The sequence below is a fragment of the Micromonospora echinospora genome, from assembly GCF_014203425.1.
GTDB lineage: Bacteria > Actinomycetota > Actinomycetes > Mycobacteriales > Micromonosporaceae > Micromonospora > Micromonospora echinospora_A.
The window spans coordinates 2105972-2132760 of the sequence record NZ_JACHJC010000001.1 but is presented as its reverse complement, the minus strand read 5'-3'; the positions used below and the strand labels follow the sequence as shown (position 1 = coordinate 2132760).

The window sequence follows — 26789 nt, the reverse complement described above, 5'->3', positions numbered from 1 at the left end:
ACGTCCTTCGGGGGTGGGAAGGGGTCGGTCGGCGGGTCGCGGGGGTACCCGGCGCCAGGATATCCGTGACCGGAGCGGATAGGTTTGCCGCATGTCCGGGCCCCAGTTCAGCGCAGAGACCAGCGGCGGCGGCGCGTTCGTCCGCCAGCCCAACCGGTTCACCGGCCGGGTCACCCCGCACTCCACATCACCGGAGGGCGGCGGCCCGGACGAGCAGGGGCGCTGGCCGCTGGAGGCGGGCCGCTACCGGCTGATCTGGTGCCGGGCCTGCCCGTGGGCGCACCGGGCCCGGATCGTGCGCGGCCTGCTCGGGCTGGACGAGGTGATCTCGCTGGGCACCGTCGACCCGATCCGGGACGAGCGGGGCTGGCGCTTCGCGCTCGACCCGGACGGCTTCGACCCGGTGCTCGGCATCGGCTTCCTCTCCGAGGCGTACCTGTCCACCGATCCGGACTACACCGGCCGGGTGACGGTGCCGGCGCTCGTGGACACGCTCACCGGCCGGGTGGTGACGAACGACTATCCGCAGCTCACGCTCGACTTCTCGACCGAGTGGCGGCGGTTGCACGCGCCGGACGCGCCGGATCTGTACCCGGTCGAGCTACGCCCGGAGATGGACGCGCTGATGGCGGAGATCCACCGGGACGTCAACAACGGCGTCTACCGGTGCGGGTTCGCCACCTCCCAGGAGGCGTACGACGAGGCGTTCACCACGCTGTTCGCCCGCCTCGACGCGCTGAGCGAGCGGCTGGCGGGGCGGCGCTACCTGATGGGTGACGCGATCACCGAGGCGGACGTGCGGCTGTTCACCACGCTGGTGCGCTTCGACGTGGCGTACCACGGGCACTTCAAGTGCAACCAGAGCAAGCTCACCGAGATGCCGGTGCTCTGGGCGTACGCGCGGGATCTGTTCCAGACGCCGGGCTTCGGCGAGACGGTGGACTTCGACCACATCAAACGGCACTACTACGCCACGCACGACATGATCAACCCGACCCGGATCGTGCCGCTCGGCCCCGACCTGTCCGGCTGGACCACCCCGCATGGACGGGACTGAGGGCACCCCACGCCGGATCGCCGCCGCGTTCGCCGCCGTCTGCCTGGCGGCCGGCGTCGGCGCGGTGACGGTCGCGGTGGTCGCCGGTCCGGGTCCGGGCCTGGCCGGGTACGTGAGCGAATCGGGCATCACGGACAGCGGGTACGCGGCGGCGTACCAGATCGGGATCTTCTCGGTGGCGGCGGCGTTGCTGCTGCTCGCCGGGGCGCTGCCGGCGGGGTTGCGCGCGGCGTCCGGCCTGCTCGGCGTCGGCGCGGTGGCCACGGTGGTCTCCGGCGCGGTGACGTGCAGCGAGGGGTGTCCGCTGCCGCCGTTCGAGGCGGCCACGGTGGCCGACCTGGTGCACGGCGGCGCCAGCATCGTGGGGGCCGGCGCGGTGGTCCTGGCCATGCTGGCGCTGCTGTTCGCCCCGGCGGCGGACCGGGGACTGCGGCGGATCGCCGCGTACGGCGCGGCGCTGGCGCTGCCGGTGGCCGGCGTGGTCGCGCTGGCCCTGCTGCTGGTCGGCCGTGGCGCGCTGCTCGGGCTGTCGGAGCGGGTGCTGCTCGCCGTGGCCGCCGTCTGGGGGCTGGTCACCGCCGGCTATCTGGCTGTAAGGAGCTTCACGGCCGACGGTCCTTCCATTCCGGCGCGGGCCGGGAGTAACGTGTCCCGACGATGACCAATGTCTGGTGCCTCACCGAGCGCCTGTACGTCGATCTCCGACGGCAGGCCAGCGGCGTCTGTCCGGCGTAGCTCCACGCCCCGACGCCCGCCTACCCCCTTCCAGACCTTGGACCCGTCCTCATGGCTTCCGCCCTGCGCAGAATTCCCTTCTCCGTCCAGATCCTGCTGGGCCTCGTGCTCGGTGTCGCGCTCGGTTTCCTCGCCCGCGCCGCCGACCTCACCTGGCTGACCAGCACGCTCGACACCGTCGGCGGCCTCTTCGTCCAACTGCTGAAGCTCGCCGTGCCGCCGCTGGTCTTCACCGCCATCGTGGTCAGCGTGGTCAGCCTGCGGGGCGTCGCGAACGCCGCCCGGCTCGCCGTCAAGACGCTGCTCTGGTTCGCCGTCACCGCGCTCATCGCGGTGAGCATCGGCATCGGCCTCGGCCTGCTCACCGACCCGGGCCGCGGCGTCAACCTGGACCCGGCCGGCGCGACCGCGCCGAAGACCACCGGCTCCTGGATCGACTTCCTCACCGGCATCGTCCCGACCAACCCGGTCGGCGCGTTCGTCGAGGGCAACGTCCTGCAGATCGTCTTCCTCGCCCTGGTGGTGGGCGCCGCCGCGCTGCTCGTCGGCGACCCGGCCGAGCCGTTCGTGGCGCTCAACCGCTCGCTGCTGTCGATCGTGCAGAAGGCGCTCTGGTGGGTCATCCGCCTCGCCCCGATCGGCACGCTGGGCCTGATCGGCAACGCCGTCGCCTCGTACGGCTGGGACCTGCTGGCACCGCTCGCGAAGTTCACCACCGCCGTCTACGTCGGCTGCGCGCTGGTGCTGTTCGTGGTCTACCCGGTGCTGCTGGCGGTGGCCGGCAAGCTCAACCCGCTGCGCTTCTTCGCCGGCGCCTGGCCCGCCATCGAGCTGGCGTTCGTCTCCCGCTCCTCGGTGGGCACCATGCCGGTGACCCAGCGTTCGGTGGAGCGCCTCGGCGTCCCCCGCGAGTACGCCTCCTTCGCGGTGCCGTTCGGCGCCACCACGAAGATGGACGGCTGCGCCGCCATCTACCCGGCGCTCGCCGCGATCTTCGTGGCGCAGGTGTTCGGCGTGAACCTGGGCGTCACCGACTACCTGCTGATCGCGTTCGTCTCGGTGGTCGGCTCGGCCGCGACCGCAGGCCTGACCGGCGCGATCGTCATGCTCACGCTGACCCTGAGCACGCTGGGCCTGCCGCTGGCCGGGGCCGGCCTGCTGCTGGCCATCGACCCGATCCTGGACATGATCCGTACCGCCACCAACGTGGCCGGGCAGGCCGTGGTGCCGACCATCGTCGCCGCCCGGGAGGGCACGCTCGACCGGGCCGCGTACGACTCGGCCGGCAAGCGCGACCTGATCGAGCCGGCCGAGACCGGGCGGCTCGACCCCGTACCCGCCTGATCGACACTTCTTCGGGTGCGTCTTCCGAACCGGGGGCGCACCCGAAGCCATGACCGGAGGATCCGAGAATGAGCGCCCTGTTCACCCCGCTCGCCCTGCGCGGCGTCACACTGCCCAACCGGATCGCGCTGGCGCCGATGTGCCAGTACAGCGCCGGACCGGACGGCCTGCCCACCGACTGGCACCGCGTACACCTGGGTTCCCGGGCGGTCGGCGGGGCCGGGCTGGTGCTGACCGAGGCGACCGCGGTGGTGCCCGAGGGCCGGATCAGCCCGCAGGACACCGGCCTCTGGTCCGGCGCGCACGTCGACGCGTGGCGGCCGGTCACCGCGTTCGTCGCCGCCCAGGGCGCGGTCCCGGCCGTGCAGCTCGCGCACGCCGGGTTCAAGGCGTCCACGTACCGGCCGTGGGCGCCGGCGCGTGGCGGCGTGCCGGACGCCGAGGGCGGCTGGACCCCGGTCGGCCCGGGTGACGAGCCGTTCGTGCCGGACTACCGCACGCCCACCGCGCTCGAGGAGGCGGGCATCGCTGCCGTGGTGGACGCCTTCGCCACCGCCGCCGGACGGGCGCTCGACGCCGGGTTCGCCGCCGTCGAGATCCACGCCGCGCACGGCTACCTGCTGCACGAGTTCCTGTCCCCGCTGACCAACCGGCGCACCGACGGCTACGGCGGCGACCGGGCCGCCCGGATGCGGCTCACGCTGGAGGTGGCCCGCGCGGTACGCGCCGCCGTCGGCGAGTCCGTGCCGGTGCTGACCCGGATCTCCGCCACCGACTGGACCGACGGCGGCTGGAGCATCGAGGACAGCGTGGTGCTCGCCGGTGAGCTGGCCGCCGCCGGAGTCGACCTGGTCGACACCTCCTCCGGCGGCGCGGCGGCCCGGGCGTCCATCCCGGTCGGGCCGGGCTACCAGGTGCCGCTGGCCGCCCGGATCCGCCGCGACGCCGGGGTGCCGACCGGCGCTGTCGGCCTGATCGTCGAGCCCGAGCAGGCCGAGCAGATCGTCGCCGGCGGCGAGGCGGACCTGGTGCTGCTGGGCCGGGAGCTGCTCCGCGATCCGTACTGGCCGCGCCGCGCCGCCGCCAAGCTCGGCGCCACCCCGGCCTGGCCCGACCAGTACGCCCGAGCCTTCTGACCTTTGCCTGGTGATCATGAAGTTGGCGGCGGACGGCGTCCGATTTGTCGCCGCCAACTTCATGGTCAACCGGGGAAAAACCCGGGCGGTCAGCCGGCCAGGTGGTTCCAGCGGGGTTCCAGGTCGGCCCAGGCGCCCTGGTCGGCGACGGTCCCGTCGATCAGCACCACCACGTGGTCGGCCCGGACCAGCGCGGCCCGCTTCGCGGTCGAACCGACCACTGTGACCCCGTGCTCGCGCAGCGCCGCCCACAGCGCCAGCTCCGTGCTCACGTCCAGCGCCGACGACACGTCGTCGGCCACCAGAAGCTCGGTACGCGGCGCGAGCGCCCGGGCCAGCGCCAGCCGCTGGAGCTGACCACCGGAGAGCCGGGTGCCCTTGTGCCCGATGAGCAGCCCGAGCCCACCCCCGGCCGCGGCCAGGTCGTGTTCGAGCTGGGCCGTCGAGACCGCACCGGCGGCGTCCACCTGGTGGCCGAGCGCGATGTTGTCGGCCACCGTGCCGGAGAGCACCCGGGGCAGCTGACCCACGTACCCGACCTGGTTGGGGCGCAGGAACATCTCCGGCTCGGTGACCGGGTCGCCGTTCCAGCGCAGCTCGCCGACGTGGTGCACGATCCCGGCGAGCGCGCGCAGCAGCGACGACTTGCCGGACCCGACCGGGCCGACGACGAGCACCAGCTGCCCGCGCTCGACCACCAGGTCGACGTCGCGGACGGCGAGCATGCCGTCGGAGTGCAGCGCGCCGAAGCCGGACAGCTCCAGGCGGCGCAGCGGGTGCCGGGGCGGCGGCTCGGGCGCGGGCGCGGTGCCCGCGACCAGGTCCAGTCCGGGCACCGGCGCCGCGTACACGGCCGCGCCGGTCATCGCCACCGTCCGCTTCGTCCACACCCGCGCCGACGGGTACTGCGAGACCAGTGACGCGGTGGTCCACGCGAACCAGCGGGCCGCGCCGAGCGTGGAGACGGCCACGAGCGTGGCGCCGGCGGACAGCCCGCCGGTCAGATAGAGCGCCCACGCGCCGATCGGCAGCAGGCCGCTGGTGACCGCCGGGGTGGACCGGGCCCACACCTGCATGGCGATCTCGCGGCGCTGCCGCTCGCTGCGTACCTCGTCCAGCCGGGCGAGGTGACGCAGCACCGGGCGGGTGGCGCCGGCCAGCTTCACCGTCCGGGCGGCGGACAGCGCGGAGACCAGCGCGGTGGCGAACGCCGCGCGGGCCTTCACCGTGCCGGCCGCGGTGCGTTCCAGCCGGGGCCCGAACAGGGTCGCCGCCAGCCCGGAGACCACCATCGTGCCGACGAAGAACAACGCCGGTACGAGACTGCCGGTCACCAGCGTCATGGTCACCACGATGACCAGCGAGATGAACTGGTCCATCAGGTTGTCGGCGAGGTGCACCACCCGGTCGGTGTCGCCGCCCTGGGCCACCACCTCGGCCGGGGTGTGCCCGCTGACCCGGCGCGCGCCGGTCTGCCCGTGCACCAGCCGGGCGCTGATCCGCAGCATCTGCCGGATCCACCACTGCGGGAACCACAGGTTCGTCAGGTACGGCAGCGGCAGCACCACGAGCAGCGCGGCCACGATGCCCAGCGCTGGTAGCCACGGGTCGCCGCCGCCGACCAGATCGGCCCAGAGCCAGGGCAGCACCGCGCCGTCCATCCCGAGCACCGTCATCACGATGAACAGGGCGACCGAGAGCAGGCCGTACCGCGGGTCGTTGAAGCCCAGCCGGAGGATCTCGCGCATGGTCCGCGCGGGCGGCGTGGGCGGCGCCGGTGGCGGGTCGGCGCGCGGCACGGCGACCGGCCGCGTCGCGGGCGCGGCCGGCGTGGCGGGCGCGTCGTCCCAGGCGGGCGCGTCGAGCAGGTCCACGCCGCCGCGCCGGGTGCCCACCCCGGCGTACGCCCCGGCGTGGCTGGTGGCGAGCAGTTCGGCGAAGCGGGCCGACTCGCGCAGCGGGCCGGCCTCCAGCACCGCGCCGTCCGCCATCACCACCACCTCGTCGCAGCGGCGCACCGAGGAGAGCCGGTGCGCGATGACGATGCCGATCCGGTCGGTGAGCAGCCGTTCGGTGGCCTCGCGTACCCGGTTCTCGGTGACCGGGTCGAGCCGCGCGGTGGCCTCGTCGAGGATCACCACGTGCGGGTCGCGGACCAGGATCCGGGCGAACGCGACGAGCTGTTCCTGCCCGGCGGAGAGCACGTAGCCGCCGTCGCCGAGCCGGGTGTGCACGCCGTCGGGCAGCTCGGCGATCCAGGCGGTCAGGCCCAGCTCGGCCAGCGCCCGCTCGGCGGCGTCCAGCAGCTCCGGGTCGAACAGCGCCACGTTCTCGGCGAGCGTGCCGGCCAGGATCTCGGTGCGCTGGGGCACCACGGCGATCCACCGGCGCAGCTCCTCGACGTCCAGGTCGACCAGGTCGGTGTCGCCGAGGAACACCGTGCCGCGCGGCACGTCCACCGCCCGGGTGAGCACCTTGGTCAGCGTCGACTTGCCCGAGCCGGTACGCCCGACGAGCGCGTACGAGCGGCCGCGGACGAAGTCGAGGCGCACGTCGCGCAGCGCCGGCCCCCGCTCGTCCCCGCCGGCCGGGTAGCGGTAGGTGAGCCCGCGCACGGTCAGGTCGCCGTCGGCCGGGGTGGCTCCGCCGTCCGGCTCCTGCGGCGACCCGGCCAGCAGTTGCACCCGGGCCCACGCGCCGAACGCCTGCTGAAGGTGCGGAACCCAGCGCGCGATGTGCTCGACCGTCGCGCCGAACGCGATGGCCAGCAGCCAGATCCCGGTCAGCCGGGCGGCGTCCACGCGGCCGGTGGCGAGCGCCCACGCGCCGCCCAGCACCACACCGGCGATGCCGACCCGTACCGCGCCGGCGGCGGCCGCGGTGACCCGGGCGGAGAGCCGGAACACCCGGACGCACCGGGTGATCACCTCGGCCGCGCGGCGGGCGTAGAGGCGCAGCACGTACGGCCGGGCGAGGCTGGTGCGCACGTCGTCCTGCCCGTGCACCGCCTCCTCCATCACTGCCGCGAGGTCGGACCACGCCTCCTCCTCGGCCATCCGGGCCGGGGCGATCCGGGCGGTCGGGCGGCGCAGCGTCACCGCGAGCAGCGCGGTCAGCAGGATCATGCCGAGACCGGCGGGCCACCAGACGATCAGCGCGCTGACCGCCGAGAGCGCGCAGACCGCGAGGCCCTGCGCCAGCCGTACGCCGGTGTTCCGCATCTCGGCGGCGACCTGGTAGACGTCGTTGTCGATCCGGTCGAGCAGCTCGCCGACCGGCGTGGTCTCCAGGGTGGGGAGGTCCTGGCCGAGCGCGACCCGGCACAGCCGCCGCCGCACGTCGGCCGACCAGTCGGCGGTGAGCCGGGCCATGATCAGGCCGATCAGCAGGTCGGTGACGACAGCGGCGACGAGCGCCACCGCGAGCGCGACGAACCAGCCGGACGAGCGGTGCACCAGCACCGGCCCGGCCAGCGCGGACGCGGCCGCCTGGCCACCGGCGCCGAGCACGATCAGCAGCAGTACCGCCGCCATCCGCCGGGGCGCCGTGGCCCAGAGATCTCGGAGCAGGCGCATGGAAGGTCCTCCGGACTCGGATCGGTGGGGGCGGTGACCTCACCCTCACCCTCCGGCGGCCCGGAATCAACCGAATTACCGACCGCTGGTCAGGTCCGGGCGACCCGCCGGACGATGCCGAGCAGCGACTCCTGCACCTCGTCGATCGGCCGCTCCGGCGAGAAGACGAGCCAGTCCACCGCCACCACCAGCCCGACGCCGAACAGCGCCGAGCTGGCGGTACGCACGTCCAGGTCGGCCGGGAGATCGCCGCTGTCGACGCCGGCCTGCACCGTGTCGGCGATCACCGCGATGGCCTCGCCGCGCAGCAGCCGCAGCGTCTGCTGCCACTCCCGGTTGGTGCGCCACATCTCCGAGAGCAGGAGCTGGGCGAAGGCGCGGTAGCGGCGGATGTACTCCAGTTGCGCGCGGACCAGCGCGCCGAGCGCCTCCAGCGGCGGCAGCCCGTCGACGGCGGCCCGGAACTCGGCGGTGAGCAGGCCGATGCCGTGCCGCAGCAGCTCCTCGAAGAGGACGGTCTTGGATTCGAAGTTGTAGTAGACGGTCCCCTTCGCCACGCCGGCCCGGGCCGCGATGTCGTCCACCGTGGTGGCCGAGAAGCCCTGCTCGGCGATGAGGTCCACCGCCGCCACGAAGAGGCGCTGGCGGGTGTCCTCGCGCCGGCGCGTCCGTCCGTCCGTCACCGGCTCATCCTCACATGGTCAGTTCGGGGTGCAGCTTCGCCGGGGTCAGCCGGCGGGACCGGCGGGCCGCGCCGACGGTGAGCACCATCGCGCCCAGCCCGAACGCGAGCAGCACCAGCGCGGCGGTGACCACCGGGGCGGTGGTGCCGCCGTTTATGGTGTGCCGCAGCCCGTCCACCACGTACGTCATCGGCAGCCAGGGGTGGATCGCCTGGAAGAAGCCGGGCGAGGTCTGCACCGGGTAGGTGCCGCCGGACGAGGTGAGCTGGAGCATCAGCAGCGCCAGCGCGGCCAGCCGGCCGGCCGGGCCGAGCGCCACACCGAGCAGTTGCATGATCGCGGTGAACGCCAGCGAGGTGAGGGCGAGCAGCCCGAACGTGGCCCCCCCGTGCCTCGGGTCGAGCCCGAGCGCCAGCGTCACCACCGTGTAGAGCACCGCGACCTGGGCCAGGCCGATGCCCGCAGCCGGGAGCCACCCGGCGAGCACGACCCGCCAGCCGGGCGCGCCGGACATCACGTGCCGCCGGTTGACCGGCCGCAACAGCATGTACGTGATCATCGCGCCGACCCAGAGCGCCAGCGACAGGAAGTACGGGGCGAAGCCCACGCCGTACGAGCCGGCCGGGTTCTGCGTGTCGCGGATCAGACCGACCGGGTCGCCGAGCACGTCGGCGCGACTGGCCGCGTCGTCGTACCCGGGTAGTTTCCGCTCCCCGGCGGCGAGCCCGTCGGCGAGGTCGCCGGCGCCGCCCTCCAGCCGGGTCAGCCCGTCGACCAGCCGGTTGCTGCCGCTGCCGAGCTGGGCCAGGCCGCCGTCGAGCTGGCGGGCGCCGCTGGCGAGCCGGTAGAGGCCGCCGCGCAGCTCGCTCGCCCCGGTCGACGCGTCACCCAGCCCGTCGCGGAGCTTGGCGCTGCCCTGCGCCAGCGTGGCGAGCCCACCGGCCAGCTCGTTCACCTTGGCGCGGGCCGAGGCGACGTCGTCGGCCAGGTGCGGCGCGGCGGCGGCCACCTCGCGGGCGGTCTTCGCCACGTCGGTCATCTGCTTGCGCAGCGTGGCCATGTCGGTCTTGTCCAGCGCGGCCACCACTGAGCGGGCCTGGGTGACGGCCCGGTCGGCGGCCTTGCGGGCGGCGGCGAAGTCCGGGTCGTCGGCCAGTTCGGGGTGTTCCTTCGCGACCGCGTCGAGCCGGTCACGGATCTCCTCGGCGGTCGCGACCACCTCGGCGGCCCGTCCCGGCAGCGCGTCCAGCCCGGCGGCGAGCTGCTGCGCGCCGTCGGCGACGAGCGTGGCCGCCTTCTGGATCTTGTCGGCGTTGCCGCGCAGCACCGGCTCGTACTTGTCGGCGGCGGCGTTCACAGTGGCCGCGGCGGCCTTGGTCTCGGTGGCGGCACGCCCGGCGCCGTCGGCGAGCTGGGCGGCACCGGTACGCAGCTGGTCGAGGCCCTTGGCGAGCTTGTCCGCGCCCTGGACGGACTGGTTCAGTCCACCGGCGAGCTGACCGGCGCCGTCGGTGGCGTCACCGATCCCGTCGGCGAGCTGATCGGCGCCCCGCTGGGAGCTGCCGAGCCCGTCGGCGATCTTCCCGGCGCCGTCGGCGGCGCGCCCGGTCTCGGCCTTGGCGTCGGTGAAGCCGATCAGCATCCTGTCGAAGTACGTGGCGGCGGTGCTCTGCGCTGCGGCGGCCCGGATCTCGCTGAACGCCGACCGGGCGAGCAGCCCGGAGAGGTAGTTGGTGGCGTCGTCGTTGACGACCTTCAGCTCGCCCTGCCGGGCCGGTCGGTCCGGCTCCGGGCCGGCGGCGAGCGTGGCGGAGAAGTCCTGCGGGATGGAGAAGACCAGGTGGTAGCGCCCGTCGCGCAGCCCCCTGGTGGCGTCGGCCTGGTCGGTGACGGTCCAGCCGAAAACCTTGCGGTCGAGCAGCTTCTCGGTCAGGTCGCGCCCGGCGTGCACCTCGCTGCCGTCACCGGCCGTAGCCGGACGGTCGGCGTTGACCAGGGCGACCGGGATCCGGTCCATCTTCCCGTAGGGATCCCAGAACGCGTACAGGTAGAGCGCGCCGTAGAGCAGCGGGACGATGGTGAGCACGGCCAGCGCGGCGCGTGGCAGCCGGCCCCGGGTCATCCGGCGCAGCTCGAACAGGGCCAGTCGCAGGACGCTCATGCGGGCACCTCGGCGAGCTCGGTGAGGGTGGGCTCGGCGGGAAGGGCGGGGGCGGGCACTGCCGGGTCGCCGACGCGGTGCACGGTGGCGGCCACGCCGGGTTCGACGGCGCGGGCGCTGGCGACCACCGCGTACCCCTGGTCGGCGAGGCGTTCCAGCGCGCCCCACATCCACTCCCGCTCGGGGCGGTCGGCGCCGGCGTCCACGTCGTCGGCGACGATCAGGCTGGGACCGCCGAGGCTGGCCAGCACCAGCCCGAGCACCTGCCGTTCGACAGGGGTGAGGTCGCGGCCGTACCGATCAGGGTCGAGCGGGGCGTCGGTGAGGCCGGCGCCGGCGACGGCGGTGGCGTACGCGTCGCGGCGGTAGGCCCGGCGGGCCCGCACCGCGGCCACCGGGATCAGCCGCCGACGGCGGCGCGGCACCGGCCCGAGCAGCAGCAGCCGTTCGGTGATGTGCTCGGCGACGGTGAGCGTCGGGTCGGGCTCGTGCACGCCGGCCACCTGGCCGAGCGCGGCCGGGCCGCGGCGGCGCAGTTCGCCGTGGCTGTGCGGGAAGCGCCCGGCCAGGGTGAGCAGCAGCGAGGTGCGTCCGCTGCCGGGCGGACCGGTGAGCGCGACCAGTTCACCACTCGCGGCGGTGAGGTCGACGTCCCGGTAGACCCAACCACGGCGGGTCCGCAGCCCCAGGCCAATGGTCTCGACGATGTTCATCAGACCCCGAATTCCGAACTGACTAGTCAGTATAAAAACATGCCCAGCCTAGCGCCGGGTGTCCGATTCGGGACCTCTTGACGGACGTGATCCTCAGAACAGCACTGTGGCGAGCGTGCCGACCGGGCGGAAGCCGCAGCGCTCGTAGACACGCCGGGCGGGCAGGTTGAAGTCGTTGACGTAGAGGCTCACTGTCGGCGCGACCCGGTCCAGCGCGTCGCGCACCACTGCGGCCATCGCGGCGGTGGCGATGCCCCGGCCACGCCACTCGGGCGCCACCCAGACGCCCTGCACCTGGGCGGTCCGGCGGGTCACCACTGCGAGCTCGGCCTTGAAGACCACCCGCCCGTCGACGAAGCGGGCGTAGGCGCGGCCGGCGCGCACCAGCTCGGTCACCCGCCGCCGGTAGCCGCGCCCGCCGTCCTCGGCCAGCGGCGACACCCCGACCTCCTCGGTGTACATCGCCACCGCGGCCGGGAAGAGTCGGTCGACCTCGCTGCCGCGCACCCGCCGCACGTCCGGGTCGGGCGCCACAGCGGGCAGCGCGTCGGTGGCCAGCAAGGGCTGGTTCGGGCGTACGTCCCGGGCCGGTCCCCAGTACGGGCCGAGGCGGTCCCAGAGCCCGAGTACGGCGTCGGCGCGGCCCACGATCGAGGAACAGAGCCGCTCCTGGGCGCTCAGCTGCTCGGCGAACGCGCTCACCGCCGGCTCGGACGCGAGCACCGGAGTCAGGTTGCCGCCCAGCCAGCAGATCGACTCCAGCTGACGGCGCGAGCCGTAGCCGAGGATCCGCGCCTCGGCCCGCCACCAGGCCAGCCCGCGCGCCGCCACCCGCTCGGCGACCTGCGCGCCGGCGTAGGGGTCGAGGTCGAGCAGCCGTTCGACCGCGCGGCGCTCCGACTCCCCCAGTTGGCGTACCGGCATCGTGAGCACGGCTACCAGCCTGCCAGATCCACCCCGGGATGCGCGGGCCGACCGGACACCCCGGAGCACTGTGGTGAGCGGTGGCTCAGCCGACCGGCGCAGGCACTGATTCGGGCGCGGGCGGCCGGGTCCGGGCGGCCCACCGCACCACCGGCGGCACGAGCGCGCCGAGCAGCAGAAACACCCCGCCGAGCACCAGCCAGCCCGGCGCGCCCCAGCCGATCGCGAGGGTGGTCACCACCACCGGGGCGACCATCGAGCCGAGCTGCATGCCCATCCCGTACGCCCCCTGGTACTGGCCGTGCGCGTGCGCCGGGGCCAGCCCGAACGAGATGCCCCAGCCGGCCGCCGCGTGCCACAGCTCCCCCACGACGTGCACGAGCGCACCGGTCAACAGCAGCGGCACCGCCACCGCGACCGGCACGCCGCCACCTGCGGCGAACAGCGCGCAGGCGACCGCGAGCAGGACGCCGGCCCGGCGGGAGGCCCGGCCCGCGCCGGTCAGGTCCTCGGTGCCCCGCGAGGCGCGGACCTGGAACAGGATCACCACCACCGTGTTGACGAGCAGGCAGACGGAGATCAGCCAGTTCGGGGCCGTGGTGTGCCCGGCGATCCAGAGCGGCAGGGCGATGTTGATCAGCGAGAAGTGCATGGACATGAGCCCGTCCAGCACGGTGAAGGCGAGGAACGGGCGGTCCCGCAACGCGATCAGCCGTGGCCCGTGCGCCGGGGCGGGTACCGGCGGCACCGGCGGAAGCCGCAGCAGCACCGCCGCCGCCAGCACGTAGGTCGCGGCGTCGAGCAGGATGAGCATGACGTACGCGCCGCGGGTGTCGGCGGCGAGCGCGAACCCGGCCAGCACGGTGCCCACCGAGATGCCGACGTTGGTGACCGCGCGCAGGTAGGCGCGGGTGCGGACCCGCTGGTCGGGTGGGACGGCCCCGGCGATGAGCGCGCCCCGCGCACCCCGGTTGGCCGCGTCGGCGAACGCCATCAGCACGCCGACGACCAGGAAGCCGGTGAACGAGCGCACCGCGACCAGCGCGGCCGTGCACCCGGCCGAGGCGAGCAGCGCGGCCATCTGGAGGCCGCGCGGCCCGAGGCGGTCGGCCAGGTAGCCCATCGGGGTGCTCGCCACCAGGCTGACCAGCGCGGTGAGGGTGAGCGCCACGCCGACCTGGGTCACGGTGAGCCCGACCGAGCGGGTGAGGAAGAGCGCGCTGGCCGTGAGCCAGGTGCCCCGCCCGACGGTGTTGACGAGCGTGGAGAGGGCGAGTGTCCGGGACGGTCCGGGTTCGGGAAGCAGCCGCACGTCGGCAGCCTAACAGTACGTGCGTACGGTTTTCGGCCCGGTTTTATCTAGCGTCTTGTCGGCGATGCATCAGTGATACGACGACAGAAGGAGAACACTGATGGGTTTCCATCGACGGATGCACGCCATGCACGACGAGATGCGCCGCCGGGGCGGCTTCGGCTTCCCGCCCGTACCCCCGGGTCCGCCGCCCTTCTCGCCCGGACCGCATGGTCACGGTCGAGGCCGGGGCGGGCGCGGACGCGGCCGGCGGCCGAACGTGCGCGGTGCCGTGCTGGCCCTGCTCACCGAACGGCCCATGCACGGCTACGAGATGATCCAGGAGATCGACTCCCGCACCGGCGGGGCCTGGCGGCCCAGCCCCGGCTCGATCTACCCGACGCTGCAACTGCTGGAGGACGAGGGCGTCATCGCGACCGCCGCCGACTCCGAGGGCGGACGCAAGCGGTTCGCGCTCACCGAACAGGGCCAGGCCGAGGCGGCCACCGCGGCGCAGGCCCCGCCCTGGGCGGAGTTCGCCGAGCAGACAGTCAACAGCTGGCACGACATCCGCGACGCGGGCGGGCAGGCCATGCAGGCGCTGCGGCAGGTGATGACCACCGGCACCGACGACCAGCGCGCCCGGGCCGCCCAGGTGCTCGACGAGACCCGGCGCAAGCTCTACGCCATCCTCGCCGAGTCCGAGTGAGCACCGCCGCCCGCGACGGCGCGCCGGCCGGACGACGGCCGGCGTGCCGTCAGGCGCGGCGCGCGGTGACGAGCAGGTACTCCCAGCGCATCACGCCGCCGTCCAGGTGCCGGGCGGCCAGGTCGGTCAACGCGCGGTCGAGCCCGGCCGTACGCTCCGGGTCGCCCGCGTTCGCCCGGTAGACCGCCACAGTCGGTCCGTAGTGGGTCGCGAAGAAGTCCCGGAACTCCGCGGGCGTGGCGAACCGGTTCACCACCACGGCGTCGCGCCCCAGCCTGAGCGCGTCGACCCGGTCGCCGAACAACTCCCGGACGTGGTCCTCGTCGCCCCAGAGCGGGGGCGGCTGCGCGCCCGGCGGCGGTGCCGGCGCGTACGGCCGCATGGCCGCGAACAACTGGCCGACGAAGCCCTCCGGGGTCCAGTTGACCAGGCCGATCGTCCCGCCCGGACGGCACACCCGCAGCAACTCGTCGGCGGCGACCCGATGCCGGGGCGCGAACATCACGCCCACGCAGGACAGCACCGCGTCGAACGCGCCGTCGGCGTACGGCAGCGCCTCCGCGTCCGCCTCCTCCCAGGTGAGCGTCACGCCCTCCCGCTCGGCCGACGCCTGCCCGATCGCCAGCAGCTCCGGGGTGAGGTCACCGGCCACCACCTCCGCGCCGGTCCGGGCCGCCGGCAGAGCCGCGTTGCCGGTTCCGGCCGCCACGTCCAGCACCCGCATGCCCGGTCCCACCCCCACCGCCCGGACCAGCGTCGCCCCCAACTGCGGGATCACCTGCGCGGACACTGCGGAGTAGTCGCCCAGCGCCCACATCGCGCGGTGCCGGGCCTTCACCGCCGCGTCCCGCTCCCGTTCCTCGATCATCTGTCGCTCCTCACCTGTCGTCCCTGTCAGGGACGCTAGGCAGCGGACGTCCCGGCCCCCAGTACGAGATCTGTACCGCTCCCGACAGGCGCCTGGCCGGGCCGCCGGGCCGGGCGTAGCGTGCCCGCCATGGGGGCCTCCTACCACCAGTTCTGCCCCGTGGCGAAGGCCATGGAACTGCTCGACGAGCGGTGGACGCTGCTCGTGGTGCGGGAGTTGGTCAGCGGCTCGGAACGCTTCAACGAGCTGCGCCGGGGCCTGCCCCGGATGTCGCCCACGCTGCTGTCCCGCCGGCTGCACCAGCTCGTCCGCGCCGGAGTGGTGGAGCGGCGGGTCGACGGCGCAGACGTGCGCTACGTCCCGACCGCCGCCGGGCGGGAGCTGCGGCCCGTGCTGGAGGCGCTCGGCGCCTGGGGTGTGCGCTGGATCGGTGAGCTGGGCGACGCCGACCTGGACCCGAAGCTGCTGCTGTGGGACATGCACCGGCACGTCGACCACGACGCGGTCCCACCGGGGCGTACCGTCGTGCGGTTCCGCTTCCGGGACGTGCCCGCGTCGCAGCGCGACTGGTGGATGGTGATCGCCGGGGGCGAGGCCGACGTCTGCGACATCGACCCCGGGCACGACGTGACGGTGACCGTCACGGCAGACCTGCGCGCCCTGGTCCAGGTCTGGATGGGCGACCTGGAGTGGGCCGTGGCGCTGCGCGGCGGCGCGGTGGAGGTGACCGGGCCGGAGGCGCTGCGGCGCGCCGCGCCCGGCTGGTTCACCCTCTCCCCCTTCGCCGCCGTGCCCCGGCCCTGAGACGGCGCGTGCGGCCGCCCCGACGGGACGGCCGCACGGCGACGCGGAAGTGGATCAGTGCACGGTGACAGTGGCGCCACCCGGCACCAGCTCGCGCAGCTCCTCGGGGATCTCGGCGCCCATCTCGTCGGCGATCCGCAGCGCCTCCTCGATCAGCGTCTCCACGATCTGCGCCTCGGGCACGGTCTTGACGACCTTGCCCTTGACGAAGATCTGGCCCTTGCCGTTGCCGGAGGCCACGCCCAGGTCGGCCTCGCGGGCCTCACCCGGACCGTTCACCACGCAGCCCATGACCGCGACGCGCAGCGGCACCGGCAGGCCCTCCAGGCCGGCGGTGACCTCCTCGGCCAGCTTGTAGACGTCGACCTGCGCCCGCCCGCAGGACGGGCAGGAGACGATCTCCAGGCCACGCTCACGCAGGCCCAGCGACTCCAGGATCTGGTTGCCGACCTTGATCTCCTCGACCGGCGGGGCGGACAGCGAGACCCGGATGGTGTCGCCGATGCCCTCGGCCAGCAGCGCGCCGAACGCCACCGCCGACTTGATCGTGCCCTGGAACGCCGGGCCCGCCTCGGTGACGCCGAGGTGCAGCGGGTAGTCGCACTTCTCGGCCAGCAGCCGGTAGGCGCGGATCATCACCACCGGGTCGTTGTGCTTGACCGAGATCTTGATGTCCCGGAAGCCGTGCTCCTCGAACAGCGAGCACTCCCACAGCGCCGACTCCACCAGGGCCTCGGCGGTGGCCTTGCCGTACTTGGCCAGCAGGCGCTTGTCCAGCGAGCCCGCGTTCACGCCGATCCGGATCGGCACGCCCGCGTCGCCGGCGGCCCGCGCGATCTCCTTGACCTTGTCGTCGAACTGCCGGATGTTGCCCGGGTTCACCCGCACCGCGGCGCAGCCGGCGTCGATCGCCGCGAAGACGTACTTGGGCTGGAAGTGGATGTCGGCGATCACCGGGATCTGCGACTTCTTCGCGATCGCGGGCAGCGCCTCCACGTCGTCCTGCGACGGCACGGCGACCCGGACGATCTGGCAGCCGGACGCGGTCAGCTCGGCGATCTGCTGGAGCGTGGCGTTGACGTCGGCGGTGAGGGTCGTGGTCATGGACTGCACCGAGACCGGCGCGCCGCCGCCGACCGGCACCGAACCGACCATGATCTGGCGGCTGGCCCGGCGCGGGGCCAGCGGCGGCGGCGGTACGGGGGGCATACCGAGACTGACAGCGGTCACTTCAGGCACTCACCTTGAGAAGAGCGTGATGGGGTTGATGACATCAGCGGTGACGGTCAGCAGCGTGAACGCGCCACCGATCAGGATCACCGCGTACGTGAACGGCATGAGCTTGAGGTAGTCGACCCGGCCCGGATCCCGGCGGCCGATGCGCGCGTACAGCCAGGAACGCGCCCGTTCGAACCAGGCGATGGCGATGTGACCGCCGTCCAGCGGAAGCAACGGCAGCAGGTTGAACACGCCGATGAAGAAGTTCAGCGACACGAAGAGCATGAAGAACACCAGCCAGGCGTTGTGCTCCACGGCCTCGCCGCCGAGCCGGGTGGCGCCGACCACGCTGATCGGGGTGTCCATGTCGCGCTCGCTGCCGGTGATCGCGCTCCACAGCGCGGGCACCTTCTGCGGGATGCGCTGCATGGCGTGCGCGGTCTGCACCGCCATGGTGCCGGTGAAGTCGGCGGTGGCGCCGAACGCGGCGATCGGGCCGTACTCGACCCGGGGCGGGGTGCTCGGCCGCAGGGCCACGCCGAGCGCGGAGACCGACGAGCTGGCGCCCTTCGGGTCGTCCAGCGGCGGGCGCTGCACCGCGGCCAGGTCGACGCGGGCCTCCTGCGACCGGCCGTCGCGCTCAAAGGTGACGGTGGCCGCGCCGGGCGGGGTGGCCCGGACCACGTCGAGCATGTCGCCCCAGGTGGAGACCGGTCGGCCGTTCACCGCGGTGATCCGGTCGCCGTCCTTGAGCTGGGCCTTCTCGGCCGGGCTGGCCGGGTCGTCGGCCTGGCATGCGCGGGCCGCGTTCTCCACCACGACACAGGGGGCCAGCGCGATCACGGCCGGCTCCGCCTTGAAGCCGTCCTCGGTGGAGGGGAACTTCGGGTTCGGCAGGCCGGCGGTGATCGCGATGATCCAGAGCGCGATCAGGGCGAGCGCGAAATGGGTGATCGAGCCGGCGGACATCACGATCGTCCGCTTCCAGACCGGGTAGCGCCACATCGCGCGCTTCTCGTCCCCGGGCTCGACGTCGTCGTCCTGCGGCGTCATGCCGACGATCTTGCAGAAGCCGCCGAGCGGGATGCCCTTGATGCCGTACTCGGTCTCGCCTCGCTTGAACGACCACAGCGTCGGGCCGAAGCCGACGAAGTAGCGGGTGACCTTCATCCCGAACGCCTTGGCGGTCAGCATGTGCCCCGCCTCGTGCAGGCTCACCGAGATGAGAATCGCCAGGGCGAACAGCACCACCCCGAGCAGATAGCTCATCGAGCTCCTTCCACCGACCCGACGATGATCTCCTGGGCGTGCGCCCGTGCCCACGACTCGGCGGCGAGCACGTCCTCGACGGTACCTGGTTCGTCGAAATCGGGTGCGTCCTCCAGCACCCGCTGGAGGGTGTCGACGATGCCGAGGAACGGCAGCCGCCCCGCGACGAACGCGGCCACGCACTCCTCGTTGGCCGCGTTGTAGATCGCCGGACGGCAGCGCCCCGCCTCACCCGCCGCCTTGGCCAGCGCCACCGCCGGGAACGCCGCGTCGTCCAGCGGGAAGAACTCCCAGGTGTGGGCAGTGGTCCAGTCCACAGCGGCGGCGGCGCCGGGCACGCGGTCCGGCCAGCCGATCCCCAGCGCGATGGGCAGCCGCATGTCCGGCGGGCTGGCCTGGGCCAGCGTCGAGCCGTCGGTGAACTCGACCATCGAGTGGATCACCGACTGCGGGTGGACCATCACCTCGATGTCGGCGTACGGCACGTCGAACAGCTCGTGCGCCTCGATCACCTCCAGCGCCTTGTTGACCATCGTGGCGGAGTTGATCGTGACGACCGGGCCCATGTTCCAGGTCGGGTGCGCCAGCGCCTGCTCCGGCGTGACGGCGGTCAGCTCGTCGCGCCGCCGCCCCCGGAACGGGCCGCCGCTGGCGGTGACCACGAGGCGCCGCACCTCGCCCCGGGCGCCGCCGCGCAGGCACTGCGCCAGCGCCGAGTGCTCACTGTCAACAGGAACGATCTGGCTGTGACCCGGATGCCGCATCAGCGCGGCCTTGACCAGCGGGCCGCCGGCGACGAGGGACTCCTTGTTGGCCAGGGCGAGGGTACGCCCGGCGTGCAGCGCGGCCAGCGTCGGCGGCAGGCCCAGCGAGCCGACCACCCCGTTGAGCACCACGTCGCACGGCCACTGCGCCAGCTCGGTCATCGCGTCCGGCCCGGCCACGATCTTGGGCAGTTTGAAGTCACCGGTGGCCCAGCCGCGCTTGCTCGCCTCGGCGTAGAACGCGAGCTGAAGGTCCTGCGCGGCGGACGCGCGGGCCACGCCGACCGCCTCCACGCCCAGCTCCAGCGCCTGCGCGGCGAGCAACTCCACGTTGCCGCCACCCGCGCCGAGGGCCACCACCCGGAAGCGGTCCGGGTTGCGCTTGACGATGTCGATGGCCTGGGTGCCGATCGAGCCGGTCGAACCGAGCAGCACGAGATCTCGGGGAGTGGTCACCGGACCATTGTTCCCCAGCGCCTCACCCCGGTTCGTCCCGGAGTGCCCGGCGGCATGATCGACTGCAGTTCCCCGAGGTGGCGCCATCAGCGGTGTCGCGATGCCACCACTTCGGGGAACTGGTGTCGATCACGCCTGGGGCGCCTCCTCGTCGAGCAGGTCGGCCGGGTCGACGCTGAACTCGAACGGCTCCCGCATCACGAACGTCGCACCGGCGGCCGCGGCGGCGAGCGGCCGGTACTCACCCTCGACCAGTTCGTAGAGGGCGAGCGCCGGCACCCGGTTGCGCAGGTCCACCCGGAGGAAGTACGGCACACCGGCGGCGGCGTACTCCCGCGGCCTGTCGATCACGCCGGACGGTGCGATCTCCCCCACCAGCAGCGGGTCCGCCACGATCACGGCCCGGAGACCGCCGGCCGGCCGTCGCAGCACGACCAGGTCGGGAACGAACAGGTCGTCACCGGACACCAGGTTGACCGATCGACAGCCCCACCAGCCGGCCGCCCGGGCCGCCACCCCGATCCGGTACGCGAGATGGAGATGCGCCGTACGCCGGTCGACGCCGCTGCCCGGCGTGACGATCACGCAGCCGCGCAGCACCTCGATCCTCGGGCCGTTGTTCTCCGGCAGCAGGTCGAGTGCCGCTGCGGCCGTCCAGGGCTGATCCCGGCGGCCGAGCAGATCCAGCGACCCGCCGGACGGATCGCGGTCAGGCCGGTCCCGATGCCGCGAGGCGTCGAGGTCGGCAAGGAGAACCTCCAGTTCCTCGTCCGACCCGATCAGGTCCGGACGAGCCAGACCGTCGAGGCTGGTGACCGGCTCGGCGCCTTGGCGGCGTGCGAGTTCGCCGGCCGGGACGGCAGCCGTGCCCGGATTCCGCTCCGCGTCACTCGACGTGTCTCCGCTCACCGAACTCGCCCTTTCTCCTCGACCAGGCCGAGCCGGATGCTCGGAGTCGAGCTTCACCCGTTCTCGTGCCGTCGCTCGCACAGAAGGTGCGTCCCGGTGTCGACCGACGCGCTCAGACGAGCAAGGCCCGGTCGTGGAGGAAGGCGAGAACGTCCTGCCTCTGCTCCGGCGTCAGTGAAGCCAAAGGCACGATCAGCGCTCGCCCACCGGACAGTCGCACCAGCAACTGGTCGTGGACCTGCTCTGCGGCGGACACGGCGGACCACCGCACCAGCGTGTGCCCCTCCGGGCTCTCGCACCGCAGACCCTCGTCCGAGAGGTTCCACCGGGCCGCGACCGAGCCCCACTGCCAGGCCGCCCCCACCGCGCGGTGCAGCATCACGGCCGGGGCGAGGAACCAGCAGAGCACGGCCCCACCTGCCAGCGCGGCGGCGGCGAGACGGGGCTCCGCGACGAGCGTGAAGACCGCCAGCAGCGCCAGCGTGCCGCCCACCCATCGATAGGGCAGGACCGCACGCCGCAGGAACCGGCGCCACGCCACGGTGAACGGGCCCCGATCGGGTGCGGCCTCGAACTCGATCAGCACGACGTACGGTAAACCGCGTCCTCGCCCGGCCAGCTCCGCCGAACGGTCAGGCGGGGCGCTCCAGGACGAAGGCCTCCAGCTCGACGCCGCCGTACCAGTCGGTGCGCACGCCCACGTGTGTCATGCCGAGCCGCCGGGTCACCGCCATCGACGGGTCGTTCCCGGCCATCACCACCGCGTACACCCGTGGGGTGCCGGTGGCGAACTCGCGCTCCAGCACCGCGCGGGCCGCCTCGGTGGCGTAGCCGTTGCCCTGGGCGTCGGGGTGCAGGTGCCAGCCGACCTCGATGTCGTCGGTCAGGGTGACACCGTCGCGTCCCGGCAACGGCTTGAGCAGGATGCTCCCGGCCACCGGTCCGCCGTCGCGTGGCTCGATCGCCCACAGGCCCCAGCGGCCCTCGTACGGCGCCCAGCGTTCGTGCCAGGACCGGACCCGCTCGCGCGCCTCGGACGGGTCGGTCATCCGGCCCTTGCCGCCGCCCAGCCAGCGCATCACCTCCTCACGGGAGTAGATGTCGTAGATCCGGGCCAGGTCCTCCGGCGACTCGGTCCAGTCCCGCAGCACCAGCCGTTCGGTCGTGGCGATCGTCATGCCGCCGGATCGTAATGCGTGGCGCGGGGCCGTACGGGGAACGAGAGGGCGATGGGCGACGGGTGGGATCGGGCGAAGCGGATCACGGCTGCGGCGTTCCGGCCGGTCCGCGGCCGGGATCTCTCCCTGCACGCCGCCGCGATCACGTTCTACGGCGCGATCGCCGTGGTGCCGGTGGCGCTGCTGGCGATCTGGCTGACCGGGCTGCTCGCCGGGGCGGACCGGGTGCGGCGGCTGACCGGGTACGCCATCGACACGCTGCCCACCGATATCGGCGCGCACCGGGCGGCGGCCGCGCTGGTCGAGGCCGGGCTGGGGCTGACCCCGCTGCTGGCGCTGGCCTCGCTGCTGCCGGCCTCGCTGTACGGGGAAGGGCTGCGCCGCGCGTTCGTCTCGGTGGCCGAGCCGCGCGCCGAATCCGGCGCGCTGGTCGGCTGGCGGGGCCGGCTGCTGCTGCTCCCCCTGCTGGCGCCGGCCCCGGTGCTGCTGCTGTCGATCCTGCTCGGGCTGCCGATGACCACACGGCTGGTACGCCAGGGCGGCTGGATCGGCGCGCTCGGCGTGGTGCTGTCGTTCCTGGCGGTGTGGCTGGTGCTCACGCCGGTGCTGATCTGGGTGTTCCGGGTGGTCGGCCCGGCCTCCCCGGACTGGCTCGCCACCATCGTCCTGGGCTCGTTCACGGCGGCGAACCTGTCCGGCTTCCTGCACGGCTTCGTGCTGTTCTGCTCGCTGCCGCTGGACCTGGGCGTGCCGTTCGGCGGCTTCGACGAGATCGGCGGCGGGGTTGCGGTGCTGCTCTGGCTGTACCTGTTCCACGTGATCGTGCTGTCCGGCTATTCCGCGACGCTGGCGGCGAGCCGGTGGCGGGCCACCCGGGAGGCGGCCCGCGCCTGACGGCTGCGGGTCAGCGCCGGAACGGGCCGCGCACCTCGTACGTGATGCCGCCGGTCCCGGCCCGGGCGCCGCTGGTGCCGCGCTGGGAGGAGAAGTAGAGCCGGCTGCCGTCCGGGGAGAACGCGGGCCCGGTGATCTCCGACTCGGACTGCCCGAGGACCCGCACGAACGGGGTCACCACGCCGGCCGGCGTGATCATGTTGATCTCCATGTTGCCGCCGTCCTCGGCCACGTAGAGGTCGCCGCCGGCGGTGCCGGTGATGTTGTCGACGCCGGTCAGCGGCGCGGCGCCGGCCGGCACCAGCGAGTCGTCGTACGCGAGGTCGAGCCGCTGGTTCACCGCGTCGTACGCCCACACCCGGTTGTCGCCCTTTGTGGTGAACCAGCAGGTGTCGTCGGCGTACCAGCAGCCCTCGCCGCCGTCGAACGTCTGCGCGGCGCCCACCTGGTAGCGGGTGGGCACCGGGAACCCGTCGCGGTCCGGCAGGTCCCGCCAGGTGACCGGCCCGGTGACCTGGCCGTCCGGGGCGCAGAGCACCTGCACCTTGCCGGTGCGCAGGTCACCCCAGGTGTCCGGCACGAACCGGTAGAAGCAGCCGTCCGACTCGTCCTCGGTCAGGTAGACCACCCGCCGCTGCGGATCGCAGGCCGCCGCCTCGTGCTTGAAGCGCCCCATCCGGGTCCGCTCCTCGCCGGACCGGCCCCCCTCCGGCCAGGTCTCGAAGACCCGACCCAGCGGCACCTCCTCGCACGACAGCCACGTCCCCCACGGGGTGGGCCCGCCGGCGCAATTGACGTTCGTGCCGCCGAGGATCCGGTACGCGGCGGCGATCGCGCCGTCAGCCGCGAACCGCACCGCCGACGCGCCGCCGACGAGCGGCACCTCCGAGTTGGAGACGTAGATCCAGCCGTCGGCGGCCGGGAAGCAGGCGCCGCCGTCCGGCGCCGGGTGCCAGGTGTACGAGGTGCCCGCGACCCGCTGCCCGGAGCGTGCGATCACCCGGCTGGTGAAGCCGGCCGGCACCTGGAGACCGTTGGCGTCGGCGGCCAGCAGGTCGCCGTACGGGCCGGGGCCGGGCTGGGCCGGCTGGGCCGGTGCGGCCGCCGCGGCCCAGAGACCACCGGCGAAAGCGGCGGCGCCGCCGACGGCTGTGGCACGCAGGACGGTACGACGATCCATCGGGGATTACCTCCCGGAGGCGGTGGGTGTCCCGTCGACGGTAAGACGGAAATGCATCGACAACTGCCACTATAAGGTGAACGCCCGGTGACGGCCGTCCGGCGTCAGAGGCCCTCGACGTACCGCTTGGCGTCGGCGAGCGACATGTGCGTGTGCTCCCGCACCACCTTGATCGCCTGGATCTTCTTGCCCCGGTGCAGCAGCCGCGCGGCCTCTGCCCGCACCGCCTCGTCGACGCCCTTTCCCGGTGCCGGCGGGCCGGGCGACCAGGAGCCGCCGGCCGCCAGCGCGTCCACCGCCCGCTTCGCGTCCAGCAGCGACAGCCCGGTCTGCTCGCGCAGCACCTTGACCGCCTCGACCGTACGCCCCGCGCGGGCCAGCCGGACCACCTCGGCCTGCCCGTCGCCGGCCGGGCGATCAGGGGCGACCAGGTCCCGGGGACGGTCGCGCCGCAGCACGAGCAGGAGAAGGAGCACCACCACGACGAGCGCCACCGCGAGCGCGACCTGGACAGCCGGGGACATGCCGGGAACGGTAGCGCCCCACCGCGAACCCTCCCGCAAGGGCTCGCCCGCCGCTACGCTCCGGCCCATGAGCGACGCGAGTGAGCTGCCGTCCCGCGCCGACGTCGTGGTGGTCGGCGCCGGGCACAACGGCCTGGTCTCGGCGATCCTGCTGGCCCGCGCCGGCCTGGACGTGCTGGTGCTGGAGGCATCAGGGGTGATCGGCGGGGCCACCCGCACCGAGAACCCGTTCCCGAAGGTGCCGGGGCTGCGTCACTCCACCGGGTCGTACCTGCTCGGGCTGATGCCGCCGGAGCTGCTGGCCACGCTCGACGTGAGCATCCCGGTGCTGCGCCGCGACCCGCACTACTTCCTGCCCACGCCGGGCGGGCCCGGCTCGCCGTACCTGCTGGCCGGCAGCGACGTCGCGGCCGGCCGGCGGCAGCTCGCGGAGATGTTCTCTCCCGCCGACGTCGCCGCCGACGACGCGCTGCACGCCGAGCTGGCCCAGCTGCGGGAGGATCTCGCCCCGGCGTGGCTGGCCGAGCCGCTGCCGGTCGAGGAGACCGCCGAACGCTACGTGCGGCCCGCGCTGCGGCAGGTCTTCGTCGACCTGGTCCACGGCTCGGTCGCCGACCACCTGGCCCGCTTCGACTTCCGCTCCGAGCTGCTGGTCAGCATGTACGCGGTCACCGACGGCCTGTCCGGGCTCAACGCCGGCCCGGACGACCCGGGCACCGGGCACAACTTCCTGGTGCACAACATGTGCCGGCTGCCGGGCGCGGACGGCACCTGGATGATCACCCGGGGCGGCATGGGCACCGTGTCGCGCACGTTCGCCGAGGCGGCCGTGCGCGCCGGGGCGCGGATCGTGGCCGACGCGCCGGTCACCGCGATCCGGCTGGCGTCCGGCGCCGCCGCCGGGGTGACACTGGCCGACGGGCGGGAGGTGGACGCCCCGGTGGTGCTCGGCGCCTGCGACCCGTACCGGCTGATGGAGCTGTTGCCCGACGGCGCGCTTCCGGCGGAACTCGGCGCGCGGATGGCGGCGGTCCGCCGCCCCGGCACCACGCTCAAGCTCAACCTGGCGCTGACCGGACTGCCGCGCTTCTCCTGTCTGCCGGACGACGCGCCGAGCCCGTTCGGGTCGACCATCCACCTGCTCCCCGGCTCGGCCTCGCTCGTCGGCGACGGCGGCGAGTCGCCGATGGCGGCGCTGCGCGGCATGTGGGCGGACGTGCGGGCCGGGCGGCTGCCGGACGAGCCGACCATCGAGTGGTACCTGCACACCACAGTCGACCCGTCGCTGTCCGACGACGCGGGGCACCACTCGTCGGCGCTGTTCGTGCAGTCGGTCCCCTACGAGCTGGCCGGCACCACCTGGGACGCGGCGCTGCCCGGCTACCTGGAGCGGCTGATCGCGATCTGCGAGCGGTACGCCCCCGGCGCCGGTGACCTCGTCGCGGACGCGGTGCCGCTGCCGCCGCCCGGCATCGAGGCGCACTTCGGCATCACCGGCGGGCACATCCACCACGTCGACAACACGGTGTCGTTCACCGACCGGATGCCGTACGCGACGGGTGTGGACGGCGTGTACGCGGGCAGCGCCGGCTGCCACCCGGCGGGCAGCGTGATCGGCGCAGCCGGCCACAACGCGGCCCGCCGCATCCTCGCCGAGAGGTAAGGAAGGGCCCCTTCTTAACGCCTCCGGTAGAGGAAGGGCCCCTTCTTAACAACCCTCACGGCGTGTCGGGCGCCTCCTGGCCGGCGGGCGGGAGATCGCCCGGACCCCGCACCAGGTAGACGCCGACCAGCAGCAGGTACGCCAGCAGGCTCAGCAGCGGGTCGATGAACACGATGGCGAACGCGACCAGGTAGAGCAGCGGGCCGAGCCGGAACCGGCGGGCCACCGCGCTCGCCAGCCTCGGATCGAGATCCGGGTGCAGCAGCCCGCGGCGGCGCGCCCACCACCAGCTCAGGTTGAAGAAGAGCGCCTCGCCGAGCACCACGCCCACGTACAGCGCGGCGGTCAGCCGCTGGTCGCGGACGGTGCCGCGCAGGTTGTCCGCGAGCAGGTCGGCGGTGAACGGGATCGCCGCCACGAACATCAGCAGCAGCAGGTTCAGCACCAACAGCATCTGGTCGACCCGGCGGACGTAGCGCCACATGTTGTGGTGGGTCAGCCAGACCTGGCCGACGATGGCGAAGGTGATCACGTACGCCAGGTAGGCCCGCCACTCCTGCATGAGCACTGCGGCCAGCCCGTCGTCCTGCGGCAGGTCCGGGTCGAACGCCAGCAGTTCGACGGCCATCAGGGTGAGCACGATGGCGATCACCGCGTCGCTGAACGCCTCCACCCGGGAGGCGTCGCGCGCCATCTCGCTGCCGCGCCCGAACCGGTAGACCGGTTCCCTGTCC

Annotated in this window: 24 protein-coding genes; 8 read left to right on the top strand and 16 right to left on the bottom strand. The window is 73.6% G+C overall.

Annotated elements, in window-relative coordinates; translation table 11 throughout:
* Positions 1-91 precede the first annotated feature (91 nt).
* From FHU28_RS10165 to FHU28_RS10150, 4 genes are all read left to right on the top strand, one after another.
* A complete protein-coding gene (locus FHU28_RS10165) occupies positions 92-1057 on the top strand; it encodes a glutathione S-transferase family protein (RefSeq protein WP_184683117.1) in 966 nt (321 codons plus the stop codon).
* Positions 1044-1718, top strand: coding sequence for a DUF998 domain-containing protein (locus FHU28_RS10160; RefSeq protein WP_184683116.1), 675 nt, complete (start codon positions 1044-1046; stop codon positions 1716-1718). The genes FHU28_RS10165 and FHU28_RS10160 overlap by 14 nt, the downstream gene beginning before the upstream one ends.
* Before the next feature lie 137 nt (positions 1719-1855).
* On the top strand, positions 1856-3136 hold the full coding sequence (locus tag FHU28_RS10155) for a dicarboxylate/amino acid:cation symporter (protein WP_184689397.1): 1281 nt from the start codon (positions 1856-1858) through the stop codon (positions 3134-3136).
* Between the two features lie 68 nt (positions 3137-3204).
* Complete coding sequence (locus FHU28_RS10150) at positions 3205-4272, top strand: NADH:flavin oxidoreductase/NADH oxidase (RefSeq protein ID WP_184683114.1); 1068 nt, start codon at positions 3205-3207, stop codon at positions 4270-4272.
* Positions 4273-4361: 89 nt separating this feature from the next.
* On the opposite strand, the gene FHU28_RS10145 is transcribed toward FHU28_RS10150, so the two are convergent.
* The 6 genes from FHU28_RS10145 to FHU28_RS10120 form a co-directional block, all read right to left on the bottom strand.
* On the bottom strand, positions 4362-7847 hold the full coding sequence (locus FHU28_RS10145) for an ABC transporter ATP-binding protein (RefSeq protein ID WP_184683112.1): 3486 nt from the start codon (positions 7845-7847) through the stop codon (positions 4362-4364).
* An 89-nt stretch (positions 7848-7936) separates the two neighbouring features.
* A complete protein-coding gene (locus FHU28_RS10140; protein WP_073830318.1) occupies positions 7937-8530 on the bottom strand; it encodes a TetR/AcrR family transcriptional regulator in 594 nt (197 codons plus the stop codon).
* A 10-nt stretch (positions 8531-8540) separates the two neighbouring features.
* Positions 8541-10691, bottom strand: a complete 2151-nt coding sequence (locus FHU28_RS10135) for a YhgE/Pip domain-containing protein (protein ID WP_184683110.1) — start codon at positions 10689-10691, stop codon at positions 8541-8543.
* A complete protein-coding gene (locus FHU28_RS10130) occupies positions 10688-11404 on the bottom strand; it encodes an ATP-binding cassette domain-containing protein (RefSeq protein WP_184683108.1) in 717 nt (238 codons plus the stop codon). The genes FHU28_RS10135 and FHU28_RS10130 overlap by 4 nt, the downstream gene beginning before the upstream one ends.
* A 93-nt stretch (positions 11405-11497) precedes the next feature.
* Entirely contained in the window at positions 11498-12337 is an 840-nt protein-coding gene (locus FHU28_RS10125) for a GNAT family N-acetyltransferase (protein WP_184683106.1), read from the bottom strand.
* 76 nt (positions 12338-12413) lie between these two features.
* A complete protein-coding gene (locus FHU28_RS10120; RefSeq protein WP_184683104.1) occupies positions 12414-13640 on the bottom strand; it encodes an MFS transporter in 1227 nt (408 codons plus the stop codon).
* A gap of 100 nt (positions 13641-13740) precedes the next feature.
* On the opposite strand from FHU28_RS10120, the gene FHU28_RS10115 reads away from it, so the two are divergent.
* Entirely contained in the window at positions 13741-14328 is a 588-nt protein-coding gene (locus tag FHU28_RS10115) for a PadR family transcriptional regulator (protein ID WP_184683102.1), read from the top strand.
* Between the two features lie 49 nt (positions 14329-14377).
* On the opposite strand, the gene FHU28_RS10110 is transcribed toward FHU28_RS10115, so the two are convergent.
* Positions 14378-15196 (bottom strand): class I SAM-dependent methyltransferase, encoded by an 819-nt coding sequence (locus FHU28_RS10110; protein ID WP_184683100.1) that lies wholly within the window; start codon positions 15194-15196, stop codon positions 14378-14380.
* Positions 15197-15325: 129 nt separating this feature from the next.
* Here FHU28_RS10110 and FHU28_RS10105 point away from each other — a divergent pair, with 129 nt between their 5' ends.
* Entirely contained in the window at positions 15326-16000 is a 675-nt protein-coding gene (locus tag FHU28_RS10105) for a winged helix-turn-helix transcriptional regulator (protein ID WP_116504714.1), read from the top strand.
* Positions 16001-16054: 54 nt separating this feature from the next.
* Here the strand turns inward: FHU28_RS10105 and ispG are convergent, their stop codons facing one another.
* The 6 genes from ispG to FHU28_RS10075 all read right to left on the bottom strand — a co-directional run bounded on the left by ispG (position 16055) and on the right by FHU28_RS10075 (position 21794).
* Positions 16055-17230 carry a flavodoxin-dependent (E)-4-hydroxy-3-methylbut-2-enyl-diphosphate synthase gene (gene ispG, locus FHU28_RS10100; RefSeq protein ID WP_184683098.1) on the bottom strand — a complete coding sequence of 392 codons (1176 nt, stop codon included), beginning with the start codon at positions 17228-17230 and terminating at the stop codon, positions 16055-16057.
* Positions 17231-17239: 9 nt separating this feature from the next.
* Positions 17240-18487 carry a M50 family metallopeptidase gene (locus tag FHU28_RS10095; RefSeq protein WP_184683096.1) on the bottom strand — a complete coding sequence of 416 codons (1248 nt, stop codon included), beginning with the start codon at positions 18485-18487 and terminating at the stop codon, positions 17240-17242.
* A complete protein-coding gene (gene dxr / locus FHU28_RS10090; protein WP_184683095.1) occupies positions 18484-19707 on the bottom strand; it encodes a 1-deoxy-D-xylulose-5-phosphate reductoisomerase in 1224 nt (407 codons plus the stop codon). Before dxr ends, FHU28_RS10095 begins: the two co-directional genes overlap by 4 nt.
* 129 nt (positions 19708-19836) lie before the next feature.
* Positions 19837-20616: a Uma2 family endonuclease gene (locus FHU28_RS33040; RefSeq protein WP_184683093.1), complete on the bottom strand. Its 780-nt coding sequence runs from the start codon at positions 20614-20616 to the stop codon at positions 19837-19839.
* A 112-nt stretch (positions 20617-20728) separates the two neighbouring features.
* Positions 20729-21202, bottom strand: a complete 474-nt coding sequence (locus tag FHU28_RS10080) for a YcxB family protein (RefSeq protein WP_184683091.1) — start codon at positions 21200-21202, stop codon at positions 20729-20731.
* Between the two features lie 46 nt (positions 21203-21248).
* Positions 21249-21794, bottom strand: coding sequence for a GNAT family N-acetyltransferase (locus FHU28_RS10075; protein ID WP_184683089.1), 546 nt, complete (start codon positions 21792-21794; stop codon positions 21249-21251).
* 51 nt (positions 21795-21845) lie between these two features.
* Here FHU28_RS10075 and FHU28_RS10070 point away from each other — a divergent pair, with 51 nt between their 5' ends.
* On the top strand, positions 21846-22688 hold the full coding sequence (locus tag FHU28_RS10070; protein ID WP_116504698.1) for a YhjD/YihY/BrkB family envelope integrity protein: 843 nt from the start codon (positions 21846-21848) through the stop codon (positions 22686-22688).
* A 10-nt stretch (positions 22689-22698) separates the two neighbouring features.
* Here the strand turns inward: FHU28_RS10070 and FHU28_RS10065 are convergent, their stop codons facing one another.
* Both FHU28_RS10065 and FHU28_RS10060 read right to left on the bottom strand, forming a co-directional pair.
* Positions 22699-23868: an alkaline phosphatase PhoX gene (locus FHU28_RS10065; RefSeq protein WP_184683087.1), complete on the bottom strand. Its 1170-nt coding sequence runs from the start codon at positions 23866-23868 to the stop codon at positions 22699-22701.
* Positions 23869-23972: 104 nt separating this feature from the next.
* The gene (locus FHU28_RS10060) at positions 23973-24392 is read right to left on the bottom strand and encodes a 50S ribosomal protein L7/L12 (RefSeq protein ID WP_184683085.1); all 420 of its coding nucleotides are present in this window, start codon (positions 24390-24392) and stop codon (positions 23973-23975) included.
* A 67-nt stretch (positions 24393-24459) separates the two neighbouring features.
* On the opposite strand from FHU28_RS10060, the gene FHU28_RS10055 reads away from it, so the two are divergent.
* Positions 24460-26055 (top strand): phytoene desaturase family protein, encoded by a 1596-nt coding sequence (locus tag FHU28_RS10055; protein ID WP_184683083.1) that lies wholly within the window; start codon positions 24460-24462, stop codon positions 26053-26055.
* A gap of 55 nt (positions 26056-26110) precedes the next feature.
* Here FHU28_RS10055 and FHU28_RS10050 read toward each other — a convergent pair whose 3' ends face one another.
* The gene (locus FHU28_RS10050) at positions 26111-26749 is read right to left on the bottom strand and encodes a TMEM175 family protein (RefSeq protein ID WP_184689394.1); all 639 of its coding nucleotides are present in this window, start codon (positions 26747-26749) and stop codon (positions 26111-26113) included.
* Between the last annotated feature and the right edge of the window lie 40 nt (positions 26750-26789).